This is a genomic window from Ruegeria sp. CDSA141 (assembly GCF_059612005.1).
Genome location: NZ_JBXWPT010000013.1, coordinates 68,300 through 83,851, shown reverse-complemented (window position 1 = coordinate 83,851; position 15,552 = coordinate 68,300). Strand labels below are relative to the sequence as shown.

16 protein-coding genes are annotated in these 15,552 nt (G+C 58.0%); 3 read left to right on the top strand and 13 right to left on the bottom strand.

The annotated features are described in order from the left end of the window. Nucleotides 1–2 precede the first annotated feature (2 nt). On the top strand, nucleotides 3–713 hold the full coding sequence (locus tag AC2FLP_RS16960) for an SGNH/GDSL hydrolase family protein (protein ID WP_496675549.1): 711 nt from the start codon (nucleotides 3–5) through the stop codon (nucleotides 711–713). Here the strand turns inward: AC2FLP_RS16960 and rarD are convergent. From rarD to AC2FLP_RS16895, 13 genes are all read right to left on the bottom strand, one after another. After that, a complete protein-coding gene (gene rarD, locus AC2FLP_RS16955) occupies nucleotides 704–1,609 on the bottom strand; it encodes an EamA family transporter RarD (protein ID WP_496685086.1) in 906 nt (301 codons plus the stop codon). The genes AC2FLP_RS16960 and rarD overlap by 10 nt on opposite strands. Before the next feature lie 263 nt (nucleotides 1,610–1,872). After that, a complete protein-coding gene (locus tag AC2FLP_RS16950; protein ID WP_496685084.1) occupies nucleotides 1,873–4,326 on the bottom strand; it encodes a GcvT family protein in 2,454 nt (817 codons plus the stop codon). An 89-nt stretch (nucleotides 4,327–4,415) separates the two neighbouring features. Next, nucleotides 4,416–5,393, bottom strand: coding sequence for a GlxA family transcriptional regulator (locus AC2FLP_RS16945; RefSeq protein WP_117872087.1), 978 nt, complete (start codon nucleotides 5,391–5,393; stop codon nucleotides 4,416–4,418). A gap of 8 nt (nucleotides 5,394–5,401) precedes the next feature. Beyond that, the gene (locus AC2FLP_RS16940; protein WP_496685082.1) at nucleotides 5,402–6,295 is read right to left on the bottom strand and encodes a homocysteine S-methyltransferase family protein; all 894 of its coding nucleotides are present in this window, start codon (nucleotides 6,293–6,295) and stop codon (nucleotides 5,402–5,404) included. Nucleotides 6,296–6,306: 11 nt separating this feature from the next. Further along, entirely contained in the window at nucleotides 6,307–7,359 is a 1,053-nt protein-coding gene (locus AC2FLP_RS16935) for an alcohol dehydrogenase family protein (protein WP_496685080.1), read from the bottom strand. A gap of 1 nt (nucleotide 7,360) precedes the next feature. Further along, entirely contained in the window at nucleotides 7,361–7,648 is a 288-nt protein-coding gene (locus AC2FLP_RS16930; protein ID WP_299900896.1) for a cupin domain-containing protein, read from the bottom strand. Between the two features lie 18 nt (nucleotides 7,649–7,666). Beyond that, complete coding sequence (locus AC2FLP_RS16925) at nucleotides 7,667–10,117, bottom strand: GcvT family protein (protein ID WP_299900899.1); 2,451 nt, start codon at nucleotides 10,115–10,117, stop codon at nucleotides 7,667–7,669. 15 nt (nucleotides 10,118–10,132) lie between these two features. After that, nucleotides 10,133–10,513 carry a GFA family protein gene (locus AC2FLP_RS16920; protein ID WP_117872078.1) on the bottom strand — a complete coding sequence of 127 codons (381 nt, stop codon included), beginning with the start codon at nucleotides 10,511–10,513 and terminating at the stop codon, nucleotides 10,133–10,135. Nucleotides 10,514–10,517: 4 nt separating this feature from the next. After that, on the bottom strand, nucleotides 10,518–11,141 hold the full coding sequence (locus AC2FLP_RS16915; RefSeq protein WP_299900902.1) for a LysE family translocator: 624 nt from the start codon (nucleotides 11,139–11,141) through the stop codon (nucleotides 10,518–10,520). Next, nucleotides 11,141–11,710 carry a helix-turn-helix domain-containing protein gene (locus tag AC2FLP_RS16910; RefSeq protein ID WP_299900905.1) on the bottom strand — a complete coding sequence of 190 codons (570 nt, stop codon included), beginning with the start codon at nucleotides 11,708–11,710 and terminating at the stop codon, nucleotides 11,141–11,143. The genes AC2FLP_RS16915 and AC2FLP_RS16910 overlap by 1 nt, the downstream gene beginning before the upstream one ends. A gap of 332 nt (nucleotides 11,711–12,042) precedes the next feature. Beyond that, nucleotides 12,043–12,792 (bottom strand): hypothetical protein, encoded by a 750-nt coding sequence (locus tag AC2FLP_RS16905; RefSeq protein WP_496685078.1) that lies wholly within the window; start codon nucleotides 12,790–12,792, stop codon nucleotides 12,043–12,045. A gap of 141 nt (nucleotides 12,793–12,933) precedes the next feature. Further along, on the bottom strand, nucleotides 12,934–13,389 hold the full coding sequence (locus tag AC2FLP_RS16900) for a GAF domain-containing protein (protein ID WP_117872072.1): 456 nt from the start codon (nucleotides 13,387–13,389) through the stop codon (nucleotides 12,934–12,936). 72 nt (nucleotides 13,390–13,461) lie between these two features. After that, nucleotides 13,462–14,634, bottom strand: coding sequence for a thiolase family protein (locus AC2FLP_RS16895; protein ID WP_117872070.1), 1,173 nt, complete (start codon nucleotides 14,632–14,634; stop codon nucleotides 13,462–13,464). Between the two features lie 102 nt (nucleotides 14,635–14,736). Between AC2FLP_RS16895 and AC2FLP_RS16890 the strand changes: the two genes are divergently transcribed. Both AC2FLP_RS16890 and AC2FLP_RS16885 read left to right on the top strand, forming a co-directional pair. After that, nucleotides 14,737–15,075, top strand: a complete 339-nt coding sequence (locus AC2FLP_RS16890) for an STAS domain-containing protein (RefSeq protein WP_117872067.1) — start codon at nucleotides 14,737–14,739, stop codon at nucleotides 15,073–15,075. A 21-nt stretch (nucleotides 15,076–15,096) separates the two neighbouring features. Beyond that, the gene (locus tag AC2FLP_RS16885; RefSeq protein ID WP_117872065.1) at nucleotides 15,097–15,546 is read left to right on the top strand and encodes an ATP-binding protein; all 450 of its coding nucleotides are present in this window, start codon (nucleotides 15,097–15,099) and stop codon (nucleotides 15,544–15,546) included. Nucleotides 15,547–15,552: the final 6 nt, after the last annotated feature.

The window sequence follows — 15,552 nt, the reverse complement described above, 5'->3', positions numbered from 1 at the left end:
CAATGCCGCGTTCCTTAGCTGTCGATCAGATTTTGCGGGTGCCTTTGCTTCCGGTGCTTGCCGCGCAGGGCCTTTCGGTGCAACGGAACGCTCAGCTGCTGCCGGAACCGACCGGCGCGCGCGAGGGCCGCAGAGGTCGCGGGCCGCGTCTGCGGCTTCTGATCATCGGTGATAGCTCGGCAGCCGGAGTGGGCGCAGGCACGCAGGATCAGGCGTTATCCGGACATCTGGTCAACCGTCTGGCCAGGCACTACGTGGTCGAATGGCAGCTGGAAGCGGCAACCGGGCACACCACCCAGGATACGATTGACCGCCTGACGCAAATAGATGGCGAATTCGATGCTGTCGTTACGGCACTCGGAGTCAATGATGTCACCCGAGCCGTGACACGTGGGCAATTTACAAGCCGCCAGACCCGTCTCATCCGCTTACTTTCCGAAGGTCTGGGCGCTCGTCGCATCGTCGTAACCGCTGTCCCGCAGATGAACAGGTTTCCGGCCTTGCCTCAGCCGCTGGCCTGGGTGCTTGGATGCCAGGCCGCACGCCTGGACCAGGGGCTGCAAGAGGTTGCGGCTGCTTTTCCGCATGTTCAACACCTGCCACTCGACCTGCCGGACGACCCGGCGCTGGCTGCACCGGATGGCTATCATCCCAGCCCCCGGGCGTATGCGCTTTGGGCAGATGCAGCCGCGCGTCTGTTGCTTCAGGCCTGAGTGCGCACCTGCCGGATCATAGGGATCGAGTAAACAACCAGAGCCGCCCAGATCAGTGGGAACGCAATCATCCGGCCTGTGTCTATCTTCTCACCGAACAGGGTTATTGCTGTAATGAAAATCATGGTCGGCGCAATGTATTGCAGGATGCCCATCGTGGACAGGCGCACCAGTTTGGCGCCATTTGCGTAAACCAGCAACGGCACGGCCGTCACAACCCCGGCGCAGGACAACAATAGAGTGTCCGACATCGCCACGCCGAAATGTCCTGTGCCCTGCACACCCAGAAAGGTGATATAGACCAGTGCCGGAATCAAAAGGATCAGGACCTCAAGCAGAAAACCCTGGTTCGGTCCAATCGGCAGCGAGCGTTTGAAAAACGCATAGAACCCCCAGCTGACCATCAACCCAAGAGCGGCCCAAGGCAATCGACCGGCTTCTACCACAAGTACCACCACACCCATCGCAGCCAACCCGACCGCGAACAGTTGTGTCCTTGTCAGGGGTTCCCTCAACAAGATCGCCCCCAGCGCAATACTGAACAGAGGGTTGATGTAATATCCCAGCGCAGCATCCAACGCGTTACCCGTAGAAATGGCCCATACGTAAATCGCCCAGTTCACGGAAATTAGCGCAGCTGTCAAAGCGGCCATGCCTAACATCTTCGGATTGCCAAGCGCAGCCTTCAGATCCCGGGTTCGGCCCAGTACCACTAGCAACAACCCCGCCACGGGTACTGACCAGATAACACGATGCGCCACGACCTCGACCGGCCCCATATGATCCAACGCTTTCATATACAGAGGCAGGAACCCCCACAGGACATAAGCCGTGACTGCCAACGCAAGTCCTTTTGGTGTGTCCGTGTTCTGAGAAGGTAAGAGCGGGTCAGCCACATCGGGTCTCCGGTTGCTACCGGTTCGGTTTACGGCAGAACTGAACAGGTTGAAAACTCTGAAAACAGTGAAGTGTCACATAACGATGTTTGATGAGTTATCGGACCACGCTTTTCAGGTGACGTCTGAAATGCGAGGCTCTGCCTCGCGCTCCGGGATATTTGGGGCCAGATGAACAAGGGGAACCAATCTTCATCTGGCCGAAAATATCTCGGGGGAGTCGCCGAAGGCGGCGGGGGCAGAGCCCCCACCGAACACCATGGTCACACCTTCACCCGTTCGGATTTGGGATCATACATGGGTTTGAGTGACGCTTCGGCTTTGACCTTCACGCCACACACGTCGATCTCGTAGGTCGACGCCAGAACGTCGGCGGCTTTCTCTCCCTGGCATGGCACGTAGCCCAAACCGATGGCACCGCCGAGAGTATGGCCATAGTTGCCGGAACTCAGGTAGCCCACGTACTCCCCATCCCGTACGATCGGTTCATTGTGGAACAGCAGTGGTTCGGAGTCTGTCAGGCGGAACTGGACCAGACGGTTCCGGGGACCGCTTTCCTTGCGCGCAATCACGGCCTCACGCCCAATGAAATCGCAGCTCTTGTCCACCTTGACTGCAAAGCCCAAACCCGCATCGACGACGTGATCTTCGCAGGTGATATCGTGCCCGAAATGGCGGAAGCCCTTTTCGATCCGGCAACTGTCCATCATGTGCATGCCGCACAGCTTGAGCCCCATGTCCTGCCCCGCCTCGTGCAGCGTTTCAAAGACGTGGCCCGCCATGTCGGAGGATACATAGATCTCCCATCCAAGCTCACCCACATAGGTGACGCGGTGGGCACGGGCGAGGCCCATGCCGATCTCGATTTCCTGCGCGGTGCCGAAGGGATTTGCCGCGTTCGAGAAGTCGTTGGGCGACACCTTTTCCAGCAAGGCCCGGGAATTCGGGCCCATCACCGCCAAAACGCCTTCACCCGCCGTGACATCGGTGATGACCACGTTGAAATTGCCCGAATGGCGCATCATCCAGGTCTGATCCGCCAGACGGGTCGCTGCCGGAGTGACCACCAAATAGGAAGTCTCGGTAAGACGTGTCACGGTGACATCCGCCTCGATTCCGCCGCAACGGTTCAGAAACTGCGTGTAGACGATCTTGCCATTGGGCACTGCGTAATCGCCGCCACCGATATAGTTCATGAACTTTTCGGCATCGGGACCCTCTACGCGGATCTTGCCAAACGAAGACATGTCGTACATGCCCACATTTTCACGCACAGCTCTGTGCTCAGCCGCGGAATTCTCGAACCAGTTCTGGCGCTTCCAGCTGTAGTTGTATTCGCGCTCTTGCCCTTCGTTGGCGAACCAGTTGGCGCGCTCCCACCCGGCCAGTTCACCCATCACGGCACCCTGCTCCAGCAGGTGATGGTGGAACGGAGTCCGGCGAACACCGCGCGCGGTGGCTTTCTGGCGGAAGGGGTAGTGGTCGGCATAGAGCAGGCCCAGGGTCTCTTTCGAGCGCTCGAACAGGTACTGCTTGTTCCCTTGAAACGGTTGCATCCGACTGATGTCTACATCGCCCAGATCGAACGGTTTTTCGCCCGTATCCATCCATTCGGCCAACGCCATGCCTGCACCACCGGCCGATTGAATGCCAATCGAATTGAACCCGGCGGCAACCCAGACATTGTCCATCTCGGGTGCCAGACCCAGATGATAGGCATCATCAGGCGTAAAGCTCTCGGGGCCGTTGAAGAAGGTGTGGATGCCCGCCTCGGCCAGCACCGGCATCCGTTCGCAGGCGGCTTCGAGGATCGGTTCGAAATGGTCGAAATCCTCGGGCAGCTGGTCGAATTCGAACGTGTCCGGGATGCCATTCATCGCCCAAGGTTTCGCGTTGGGTTCAAACGCACCCAGCAGGATTTTACCTGCATCTTCTTTGTAATAAGCACATTCGTCCGGCACACGCAGCACCGGCAGCTGGGTCAGACCATCGATGTTCTCGGTCACAATGTAGAAGTGTTCGCAGGCATGCAGCGGAACGTTCACACCGGCCATGCGGCCAACTTCGTGGCCCCACATGCCCGCGCAGTTTACCACCATGTCACATTCGATATGGCCCGAGGCGCTGCCGTCATCCGCGACCCAGTCCACACCAGTAACCGACCGGCCCTGCCTGACGATATCGGTGACCTTAACCCTCTCTTTCAACACGCCCCCGCGCTGGCGCGCGCCCTTGGCCAAAGCCAGCGCAATATTGGCCGGATCACCCTGCCCGTCGAGCGGCAGATAGACGGCACCTTTGACGCCCTCGAGATTGATGTGCGGATACAGCTCCTGCACGCGCTCATTCGAGATTTCTTCGACCTCGACACCAAACGCCCGTGCCATCGCAGCCTGACGATAGATTTCCTCTTTGCGTTCTTCGGTCAGGGCCACGGTGATCGACCCGCACCGCTTGAATCCCGTAGCGACGCCAGTTTCCTCTTCCAGCGCGCCATACAGCTCTTGGCTGTACTTCGCCAGCTTGGTCATGTTTGCCGTGGCGCGCAGCTGCGCAATCAGACCTGCCGCATGCCAGGTGGTGCCACTGGTCAGCTGCTTGCGTTCCAGCAGCACGACATCTTTCCAACCCTTCTTGGTCAAATGATATGCGACCGAGCATCCGATGACGCCACCGCCGATGATGACCACACGGGCCTTGCTGGGAAGATCAACCATCCTGAATTCTCCGCTGTGTCAGGTTTGGAATAAGTTGCCATGGAAGATCGTCAACAAATGCACCAAAAACGTCACGAAATCGGCAGTTTTCACCGATGTGTCGCCGCGCGCTTTTCCCGGCGCACGACAAAGGGCGTGACCCCAAAGAAGCTTTTGTAGACGGACGAAAAACCGTTCGGAAAACCACAAGCCAATCCAATTTCGCGAACGCTCATCGTGGTGTTCAGCAATAGGTTATTTGCCTTGGCCAGTCGCATTTCCCGGTAGAAACCGTTGGGAGTGGTTCCAAAAAAGGTTTTGAACTTACGCTCAAGGGACCGGTTCGACAGGTGCAGCGACTCGACAATCTGATTGATCGGCAGGGGGTCTTCGATATTGGCCTGCATGAGCTTTATGCACTGATCCAGCTTCGAATCTCCCGTCGCGGTCAACTTGGCGCCTGAGAATGGCTGCATCGAGGCGAAATCACGGATGTTCTCATGCAACATGATGTCGGCCACGGTCATCTTTGCAGGTCCCGAGATATGACGTCCGATCACTGCCAGGGCGATATCGGTTGTGGCCTCCATCCCGGCACATGTCACCACTGCGCCCTGTTGGGTTGCGATCGACAGTTTGGCTTCGAACCGGGCTCCGCGTTCCCGCAGGAACGATGCGTTCTCCCAATGGGTTGCCAAGTCGTCTGTACCCTGTTCGTCAATATAGCGGCTGGCGGCTTCGGCCAGCAGGAACACCTTGGCGTCCCGGAAGGTATAGTCCGACACCACCCGTCCCAACGACAAATCCGGGTGATCCGGATCTGAGTTGCCGATTACGAACAGGTAGTCCGCCTTAGGCAGTGACGGCACCGCTTCTGTTTGAACCACAGCGTCACTGCTGCTGGCAATCGGGCCACCTTTGAGCGAGCGATAGGTGAAGGTGAACGGAGGGCTTGGGCATACACGGTTGGCCAGCCTCAACACCTCAACCAACGAAGCCAGCTCCAACAACACGAAGCCCGGCGCGACAAGGATGTCGAAATGCCGGATGGCCTGATTTGGTGCTGCCGAAGTTGGTTTTGCCGCCATTTTCTTGTTCAGACGATGTTATGACCGGCGGCACGCAATCGGTTCGCCAGTTCTTCGATATGATCCGGTCCGATTTCGCAGCACCCACCCACAATCGTTGCCCCCTGATCGACCCACCGCATCACCTGGTCCGTATAAGCCTTGGGGCTGAGGTCATGGCGCTCTTGCAGGGCATCCACGGTCGGCGCGTCCTGAAGGAAGCCATCTGAAATATGCGTAAATCCATTGGCGTAGGCCCCAAAAGGCCGATTCATGCCGGACAGAACCTCCAGCGCCGCCGGGATCGCCTCGGGACGGGAACAGTTGATCAACACGGCATCGGGCGAAAACTCTTTCACCAGCGGAGCAATGTCCGCCAACGGTTCGCCGGACCTGAGAAAGCCGCCATCGTCATCATTGACCGAAAGGGACAGCCAAACCGGTTTTCCGCATCCGGCCGTGCCTCGCAGTGCGCCCTCGGCTTCCTGTATCGAAGACACGGTCTCGATCAGAAAAAGATCGACCCGAGCGGCCATCATGGTCACAAGCTCGGCGAACTTTTCAGCCGCGTCTGCCGGGTCCGGGTTAAGATCGGGTCGATATGATGCCAGCAACGGCCCCAATGCACCCGCGATCCGCCCCTCGGTTTCCGTGCGGGCACGTTCGGCCTGTGTCAGGGCAGTGTCGATCAGGGTGGGCATGTGATCTTCCATCCCCACCCGCACCAGACGAGAGCGATGCACGGCATAAGTATTGGTTGTCGCGACCGTCGCACCCCGACGGAAATAGTCGCGGTGCACTTCTCCGACCAAATCGGGGTGATCGATCATCACGCGCGTCGACCACAGAGGTGTCGCCCGGTCGCCACTGCGTTTTACCAGTTCCTGCCCGATAGAGCCGTCCAAAAGGGTGATATCTGCCATGTCGTTACTCCTCAGGGCACCAATACCAGTTTTCCCGGAAGAGTCTTTGACTGAAAGTCGGCCTGTGCAATGCCAATATCCTTCAGCGGATAGGTCCGGGAAACCAGCGGCTTGATCCGTCCGGTATTCACCAGTTCCACAAGACGGGCAAAGACTCCGGGTGCCTGATGCGTACACCCATGTATGGTTATGTCGCGCAGGTAGATGTCGCGCAGATCAGCTTCAACAATCGGGCCAGCTATTGCCCCCGAAACGGCGTAGTGCCCGCCGGGTTTCAGGGAAAGGATCAACGATGGCCATACGGGTCCACCCACAACGTCGATCACCACATCGAACATATCTTGCGGCAGCGGGTCGTTCCGGTCAAACGTGTTTTCTGCCCCCTGAGACTTCACGATTTCTGCTTTGGCCTCACTTGTCACACCCGAAACCGACGCCCCGCGCAGTGCGGCGAGTTGCACCGCCGCCAGACCTACGCCTCCTGAAGCGCCGGTGATCAAAACCTTTTGTCCTGCGGTAACACCCGCACGGGTCAATAGATTTTCGGCCGTGCCAAAGGCGCAAGGAATGGCTGCGATTTCCACGTCCGTAAGGGGCGAAGCGCTGACATCATAAAGATCATCCGCTTCAACAAGGCAGTATTGGGCAAAAGCCCCGTCGATCTCGGAACCAAGCGCAATGAAGCCCTGCGGGTTTCCAGGGCGTGGGCGCGGAATGTTTATCGGACATGTCACGCGCTGGCCTTGTTCGAAACCTGCCCCGACACCAACCGCCTCAACAATGCCGCACAGGTCACCACCCTGAATGCGGGGAAAGTGCAATGCGCCGCCCCAACCACCGGCTTCAACGTCCTGATCAACGGCATCCGTTGCACCGGTGACATCCGATGAGTACCAACCGACCCGCGTGTTGATATCCGTGTTGTTCACTCCCGCAGCGGCGACACGGACAAGAATTTGCCCTGCCCCGGGTTCAGGAACCGAGATATCATCACGCCATTCCAGAACCTCGGGTCCGCCGTGGCCGGTCAGGTAGACGCCCGACATGGTTTTAGGGGTCGTCATCTCAGACCTCATCATCCGACTGATCCGGACCGTGGATCGTGATCTCCCGCCCATATCGATACCATCCACCATCAACCAGGAAATCAACCTCGCCTTCCAGAATACAGAACGTTTCTGCGCGGCTGTCATGACAATGAAGGCCAAGCGCGATGCTGGCCTTCAGATTGTCTTCTACAGTCGCAAACGCCACGTCTGTGTTTTGACCCAACACCCTTAAGTAGGTGTGGTCGTTCTCTCGGTCATAGTCGGGACCCTCTCCCGGTCCCGGTTTGGCGCATCGATTGCTCATGGCCGTCTCCGATAGGGGTTAAGCGCGCAACCGCTCGTTCTCGGGATCCCAAAGCGGTTGGTCCTGCTGTACCACAGCACGGCACTTCTGGCCGTAGATTTCCACCTCGAGCTCGGTTCCGGGGTTTGCAAGCTCGGCCTTGATCATGCCCAGCGCGATGGACTTGCCGACGCGGTAACCCCATGCGCCGGACGTGGTTTCGCCGACGATCTCACCGTTCTGCCAGATACAGGACATGTACGGCGCATCGCAATCACCCGCATCGACAGTCAGGGTGACGAACGACTTTTTAACGCCCTGCTGCTTTTCGTTCAGGATCGCTGCCTTTCCGGGGAAGTCCTGTGGTTTGTCCAGTTTGACAAATCGCTCCAGGCCGCCTTCCAGCAGCGAGTAGTCGGTCGACAAATCGCCTTTCCACGCGCGATAGCCTTTTTCGATGCGCAGCGAGTTCAGCGCGTACATCCCGAACGGCTTGGCACCGGCGTCGATGATCGCATCGTAGATCGCAGGCATATGCTCGTTCAAAGCGTGCACTTCCCATCCCAACTCACCGGCGAAGGAGACGCGGATAAGATGAACAGGCTGGCCTGCAACGGTAGCAGACTGATGGGTCAACCAACCCAAGGTCAGATCAGCATCTGTCATACCCGAGAGGATCTCACGCGATTTCGGACCGGTGACAATCAGGGTGTCACGTGTCGTGGTGACATCCTCGACCGACACTGTGGAAGGCATCACGTTCATCAGGATATCGCGATCGTGCCACTGCGCAGTTGCCGCCGTTATCATCATGAACTCGTCTTCGCCCAAACGAATACAGGACATCTCGGTCAGGATACGGCCGCGGTCGTCAGAGACATAGATGAGGTTCATGCGACCGACCTTTGGCAATCCTCCGGTTGCGAGGCCGCGCAACGCCTCGGCGGCGCCGTCTCCCTTGACCATGAAGCGCGAGAAGCCAGGCAAGTCCAACACGCCACAATGGTCTTTCACGGCCTCGCATTCTTCTTTGATCCGCTGCTCCCACGGGCCGGACCGACCCCAGGTGTGGGTTGCCTCAAGCGATATGTCATCACCCGGCTTTGCAAACCAGTTCGCCCGTTCCCATCCGTTATAGGCCCCCATCACGCCGCCCAGCGCTTTGACCTTTTCATGGACAGGTGACAGTTTCTTGTCGCGCGCAGCGGGCCATTCGTGATGGGGGAAGTGCATGGCGTATTCGTTGCCGTACACTTCCATACCCTTACGGTTGCAGTAATCCTGATCCGTGTAATCGGTATAGCGGCGCGGATCGACCGCCCACATGTCCCACTCGGTCGCACCATCAACGATCCACTCGGCCAGCACCTTGCCTGCCCCGCCGCCTTGCGCGATGCCAAAGGTAAAGGTGTGCGCCTCGAACGCATTCTTGACGCCGGGCATCGGGCCAATCAGCGGCAAGCCGTCCGGCGCGTAGGGAATCGGTCCGTTGATGACACGTCCAACACCCGAGGTTGCCATCAGCGGCACCCGCTCCATCGCGTCGGTGACGATGTCCTCGATGCGGTCCAGATCATCGTTCCAAAGCTGGAAACTGAAATCCTCGGGCATAGGGTCATCTTCGGTCATCCAATGGCCCTTACAGTTAGGCTCGTAAGGACCAAGATTGAAGCCGTTCTTCTCCTGCCGCAGGTAGTATGAGACGTCTACATCGCGCAACAGCGGCAGCTTCTTGCCGCCGTTCGCCTTGGACCATTCTTCAACTTCCGGAACTTCGTCCGTCAGCAGATACTGGTGGCTCATGACCATTGCGGGAACAGTGCGGCCGCCGAAGGGTTTGAACCACTCGCCGACGCGTTGCGCATAGTATCCGGCAGCATTCACCACATAATCACAATCGATATCGCCCTTGTCCGTGTGGACGGTCCAGGTGCCATCGTCGTGCTGAGTTACGCCATTTGCCGGGCAAAACCGGATGATCTTCTGGCCCATGTCCCGGGCCCCCTTGGCCAGCGCCTGTGTCAGCTGCGCCGGATCAATGTCGCCATCTGTCGGGTCGTACAACACGCCTTCAAGATCGTGCGTTTCCAGGAATGGATAGCGCTCTTTAGCTTCTTCCGGGGTCCACATCTCCATCGGGATGCCTTGATAGCGGCCCATTGCCATTGCGTGTTCGAACTCTTGCATCCGCTCTTTGCTGTGCGCCAGACGGATCGAGCCCGAAACATGGTAGTTCATCGGATAGTCGACCTCTTCGCCCAGACGCGAATACAACTCGGTCGAATACCGCTGCATATTCATGATTGCCCATGAATTCGAGAAGGTCGGAACGTTGCCCGCCGCATGCCAAGTCGAACCCGCGGTCAGTTCGTTCTTTTCCAGAAGGACACAATCGGTCCAGCCTTTCTTGGCCAGATGGTACAGCGAGGAAGCCCCCACCACACCGCCACCGATAACAACCACGCGGGCTTTTGTCGGAAAATCGCTCATTGGTATTGATCCTTGTTACTGTGCCCGTTGGGGCAGATCGTCCGTGATGTCGTAATAATCGCCCTTGTCGGCGACAAAGATATGCTTCGAGAGCGTTAGACCCGTGGGCTCGCTGAGCGCACCCATGGAAATCGAAATCGTGTCCTCGTCATTGTGCTGCCAGAAGAGGAATGAACCGCATGAACGGCAGAAACCGCGACGGGCGGTGTCCGAAGCGCGAAACCACGCAAGTGTATCGCTGGCGGTGAAGCTGAGGTTATCCTGATGCGTCCAGGTCGAAGACCAAACATGGCCGGACTGTTTGCGGCATTGACCGCAATGGCAGGCCGAGGGCGGCGACAGCTCTCCGTCGATGGTGAAAGCAACTGAACCGCAAAGGCAGGACCCGTTGTGCATATGACTACCCCCTTGCCGCTGGAGCGGTGCTGGTTCCCAACAACACGCCGTAGATTATGAAACAGGCCGCCATCACCCGGCGCACCCAGATATTGAACACCGCGCCCAGTGCCGCCTTGCCCATCAAGGCGCCCAACACGGTGAAACCGGTATAGCTGAGTGTGGTGATGATCAGCGCGGTTGGCATGATCACGACCATCTGCTGCCAGATCGGAACCTCGGGCTGAACGAATTGCGAGAACGCCGCGAGATATCCGGCGACACTTTTGGGGTTGATCGTGGCCACTGCCAGCGCGTGCAAATAAACGTGCCGGGCCGGGCGCTCCGAAACCAGTGCGGGCTTTGTTGCGTTCATCCACCCCCGCACGCCCAGCCAGATCAGAAAGCCCGCGCCGACCAGCTTGGCCATGAAGAAACCGGTCGGAGAAGCCGCAATCAGGGCAGTGACGCCCAGCGCGGACAGGATCAAAAACATGCTGGCCTGTGTCAGGATGGCCAGTACACCCAGCATGGCCTTCGAAAACGGCAGGCTCATCCCGTTCGAGATGCAGTTGACTGCATTCGGCCCCGGTGTGGTGACGAATACCACCCAGAAAAGCGCGAATATGGTCCAGGCCTCAAACGACATCAATACACCGGCGGAGCAATGACCCAGATGGCCACGGCAGGTTCATCATAAGGGTTAGCCCATTGATAAGGTTCATGTTTGATCCGAAAACTGTCACCCGGAGTCACCAGGAATTCACGCGACCCGATCGTCAGGTTCAATCGGCCTGAGATCATGTAGCCCACTTCCTGCGTCGGGCGGTTGGCTGGTGTCTGCATCCGTGAATTTGGCTCGAAAGTGGAATGTACCATTTCGAAATCATCGGTCAGATCAGGCGACAGCAACTCTTCAATCAGCCCTTCTTCGCCCGATCCCATCGGGCGACGCGACCCGGCACGCACAACGTAGCCCTGTTCGTCTGCGGGGGCAGCGGAATGCGCAAACAGCATCGACATGGGCACGCCAAGGCACTCGGCAATCTGGCGCAGATCCGAGATTGAAGGCTCTGACAAGTCACGCTCAACCTGGCTCAACCAACCGACAGAGCGATCCAGCCGGGTTGCAATCTCGGTCAGGGTCAACCCTCGGGCCTTGCGCAAGGCCCGCAGGTCAGCACCTAGTGTCGCGCTTTGGGGGGCTTGGCTGTTCACAGGCCGCTCCGAATCTCGTGAAATTTTTTCCTCGTTTTTCACGATGGAGCAAGTTTGTGAAATTTCCAAGTGATTTTTCACGTCCGTTTTTGTTTGGACGTTGACCACTACAGCTTGCCGACAACGGAGTTAATGGCCAGCTGGCGCGTAAGGCCCTGAAACACCAGACAGTCGCAGGGTAGCAGCAGCCGGATTTCAGCATTCTTCCTGCAGTGATATCATTTCGGAAAGACATCACACGCCGTTCCCCTGTCGCGCTGCGGCGACATCGGCGATCCTTCACGCCGGGGCACGTCCTGAATCACCCTTGATCTTGGACAGCCCGTCTGGCTTTAGAATTGAAGGCCGGCAAAAACCTTCACTTCATCCAGCACATGTTGAGGCCAACGACGGGTGAAACTGTCAGCAATCGTTTCACGCTTTTCCGGCTCAAGCCCTGCAAGCAAGCTGGGAAAGCGGCGGCGGTTTCTGGGCAGCGTCCACATTTCGATGTCATTTTCAAAACAGTAGCGGGCAAAACGCACATCGACAAACTTCTCGCTGCCCTCCATGTAATCCAGCGTTGGGAACAGCGACCCGGACAACATGACGGTTCCGGTTCCCAGCTGGTGTACTCTGGTCGAGTAGGTCAGCCGTTGATTCATGCGCAACAACGTGCGCTGCCGTATCGACTTGGGTGTGGGATTTGTGAATGTCGTGGCATGATAGCCGAAGACACGCTTTTCCAGTCCGACGCCCCGCGCCCGGCGTATGGTCTGACGGGCATAGTTGTCCGCATATTCGATATCGTCGTCGACAAGAAAAACGGTGTCTTCCGGATCAGGTTGGAAAATGAACTTGCCGACATCCTTGTAGTCCCGCTCGGGGATCACGGCCGTGACGTTATCGAACTCGCCCAGAAAATTGGGCACATCCTGATATTCGTTCAGGCAGATGAAAACCCTATCGACCTGCGGCGCGATGCTTGCCACCGAATGGGGCAATACGCCGACGCGATCAGGGAATGTCGCCATATGGGCGCGTCTGATCCCTTTTTTGGGCGCTTCATCCGCGACCGTCGGATTGATGTCAGACTCTTGCATCCCTGAGAAACACCCCAAAACGAAACTTCGCTATGGATTTTGATAGGAGATCGCTTCGAAGCCTGCAAGACGAAGTCCGCCGGGCCGTCCAATCGCCCGGAAATCCCCTGTTTTGATGCAGGACCGCAACGACGCCAGAGGTTAGCACGCCGCAAACACCGCGGTCAGAATGCTTTCCAGGTTTTGCGCATCCTGTTGCGTGAAAGCATCCGGCTGGTCGCTGTCAATGTCAAAAACGGCAATCACTGTGCCCGACGAGTCCCGCACCGGCAGAACAAGTTCGGACCGGGTTGAACTGGCGCAAGCGATGTGACCCGGAAACGCGTCGACATCCGGCACCAGTTGCGCTTCGCCCGTTCTTGCGGCTGCACCGCAGACGCCCCGCTCGAACGGGATAACCAAACACCCATGCCCACCCTGATAGGGGCCAATTTTCAGAATGCCCGGCTCGGTGACACGATAAAACCCGGTCCAGTCAAAACGATCGTCGGAATGGTGAACCTCGCAGGCGACAGTGGCCATGAGAGCAACCTGATCCGTTTCGCCTTCGGTCAGGGCCGCGATGGTCTTGGCAAGCGTTTCGTAATCGGCAGTCATTGATTGCAACCCCTTCGGATGGCCGGGAGCACTGCCCCCGAACCTTCGGAGTATTTGGAAAATGAAGCAGGGTCAAACGCGTTCAATGGCAATGGCCGTGCCTTCACCTCCGCCAATGCAGATCGCCGCGACACCCCGCTTTAGGTTTCGTTTTTCCAGCGCATTCAACAAAGTAACGATGATGCGGGCACCAGAGGCACCGATAGGGTGACCCAGGGCACAGGCGCCGCCATTCACATTCACCTTGTCACGCGGAAGGTTCATCTCGTGCATGAAAGCCATCGGGACAACCGCGAAGGCCTCGTTCACTTCCCACAGGTCGACGTCATCCTTGCCCCAACCTATGCGCGACAAGAGCTTCTGCGCCGCCGGGACCGGAGCCGTCGTGAAAAGGCCGGGGGCCTGAGCATGACTCGCATGACCCAAAATCCGGGCCCGAACCGTTATGCCCTGCGCTTCGGCGGCTTCTGCCGACGCAAGAACCAGCGCCGCCGCGCCGTCTGAAATTGAAGACGAGTTGGCAGCTGTCACCGTACCGTCCTTGCGGAACGCAGGCTTCAGCGTCGGGATCTTCTCGGGTCGGGCAGATTTTGGCTGCTCATCTGACTCCAGCAGAATTTCACCCTTGCGCGTCCGGACCGTAACAGGCGCGATTTCCTGATCGAATGCACCACTTTCCTGCGCAGACAGCGCGTTGGACAGAGATTGCAGCGCATATTCATCCTGTGCTTCACGGGTGAACTGGTACGCCTCGGCACAATCTTCGGCGAAAGTCCCCATCAGACGGCCTTTGTCATAGGCATCTTCAAGGCCGTCAAGGAACATGTGATCAACCACCTGACCGTGGCCAATGCGGGCACCGCCGCGCATCTTGGGAAGAAGATACGGCGCGTTGGTCATGCTTTCCATGCCGCCCGCGACCATCGTATCTGCATGGCCCAAGGCAATTTGGTCAAAGGACATCATTGCGGCCTTCATCCCCGAACCACACATTTTGTTCAGCGTGGTGGCGGGAACCTCTTCGCCCAGCCCCGCCGCGAATCCGGCCTGCCGGGCAGGTGCCTGGCCTTGTCCCGCAGGCAAAACGCAACCCATCAGCACTTCGTCAACTGACTGCACCCTCGCCTGCTGCAATGCCGCGCGGATTGCTTCTCCCCCGAGGTCAGCCGCAGCAACACCTTCAAACATGCCCTGGAATCCGCCCATCGGTGTGCGGGCGGCCCCTGCTATAACAACGTCTCTCATCCGGGTTTTCCTCCTGCTTTCCGGCTCTTGAATACCGAATGGTAAGAATTGCCGTCTAGCGTATTTCTACGACTCATTTTCAGTTTGGAAGGCGGCGGGATCATGGGGCTGACCAGCAAGACAACCGGCGAAACTCAGATCATCACCGTTCATGCCGACCGGATCGATGCTGCAATGGCCATTCAGTTCAAAGAAGACATGCGCGCCAATACCGAGGACAGCGCTCATCGCGTTGTTCTGGATCTGTCCGACGTCGAGTTCATTGACTCCAGCGGCCTGGGTGCAATCGTTGCCTCAATGAAACAGCTGGGGAAAGATCGGAGGCTTGATCTAGCCGGATTGCAGCCAGTGGTCGAAAAAGTCTTCCGCCTGACACGCATGGATACGGTTTTCAGGCTTTTTGAAACACTGGATGACGCGTTGTCAGAGACGGACGCCTGACGGCGGCAGGGGATAGATGGCGTGGAGCCGATTGAAAACAAGACCTGTCTGGAACTGACGTTCCCTGCAACCGAATCCGAAGCCAGTGCGGGCATTGCAAAGCTCAGCGTCGGTCTGGCGGAGCGGGGATTGCCGCCCCACAAAGCCGGTGATGTGAAGATTGCGTTGGCTGAGGCCATCAACAACGTCGTGGAGCACGCGTATAATGGCGTTGCCCCTGCCAAGGTTCAGGTTACCTGTCGACTGGACAGGGATCTTCTGGACATCTTGATCTCGGATACGGGTCGGCCGCTGCCTGGATACCGACCTCCAGATGGCACCCCTGCTCCACTTGGATCCGACCTCCAGGAGCTTCCCGAAGGCGGGTTCGGCTGGTTCCTGATACATCGTCTCACCAGCGATATCCGGTACGAGCGGCGCAGTGGATGCAATCGGCTTTCCCTGCGATTTGACTTTGAACCCAATGGATGACCGACC

What these genes read in the sequence shown, in the direction of transcription:
- AC2FLP_RS16940 (WP_496685082.1), bottom strand. Translation starts at nt 6,295, where the DNA reads ATGGCAGATATCACCCTTTTGGACGGCTCTATCGGGCAGGAACTGGTA.
- AC2FLP_RS16895 (WP_117872070.1), bottom strand. Translation starts at nt 14,634, where the DNA reads ATGAGAGACGTTGTTATAGCAGGGGCCGCCCGCACACCGATGGGCGGA.
- AC2FLP_RS16920 (WP_117872078.1), bottom strand. Translation starts at nt 10,513, where the DNA reads ATGCACAACGGGTCCTGCCTTTGCGGTTCAGTTGCTTTCACCATCGAC.
- AC2FLP_RS16915 (WP_299900902.1), bottom strand. Translation starts at nt 11,141, where the DNA reads ATGTCGTTTGAGGCCTGGACCATATTCGCGCTTTTCTGGGTGGTATTC.
- AC2FLP_RS16945 (WP_117872087.1), bottom strand. Translation starts at nt 5,393, where the DNA reads ATGGCGGCAAAACCAACTTCGGCAGCACCAAATCAGGCCATCCGGCAT.
- AC2FLP_RS16960 (WP_496675549.1), top strand. Translation starts at nt 3, where the DNA reads ATGCCGCGTTCCTTAGCTGTCGATCAGATTTTGCGGGTGCCTTTGCTT.
- AC2FLP_RS16890 (WP_117872067.1), top strand. Translation starts at nt 14,737, where the DNA reads ATGGGGCTGACCAGCAAGACAACCGGCGAAACTCAGATCATCACCGTT.
- AC2FLP_RS16900 (WP_117872072.1), bottom strand. Translation starts at nt 13,389, where the DNA reads ATGACTGCCGATTACGAAACGCTTGCCAAGACCATCGCGGCCCTGACC.
- AC2FLP_RS16935 (WP_496685080.1), bottom strand. Translation starts at nt 7,359, where the DNA reads ATGACGACCCCTAAAACCATGTCGGGCGTCTACCTGACCGGCCACGGC.
- AC2FLP_RS16930 (WP_299900896.1), bottom strand. Translation starts at nt 7,648, where the DNA reads ATGAGCAATCGATGCGCCAAACCGGGACCGGGAGAGGGTCCCGACTAT.
- AC2FLP_RS16950 (WP_496685084.1), bottom strand. Translation starts at nt 4,326, where the DNA reads ATGGTTGATCTTCCCAGCAAGGCCCGTGTGGTCATCATCGGCGGTGGC.
- AC2FLP_RS16905 (WP_496685078.1), bottom strand. Translation starts at nt 12,792, where the DNA reads ATGCAAGAGTCTGACATCAATCCGACGGTCGCGGATGAAGCGCCCAAA.
- AC2FLP_RS16925 (WP_299900899.1), bottom strand. Translation starts at nt 10,117, where the DNA reads ATGAGCGATTTTCCGACAAAAGCCCGCGTGGTTGTTATCGGTGGCGGT.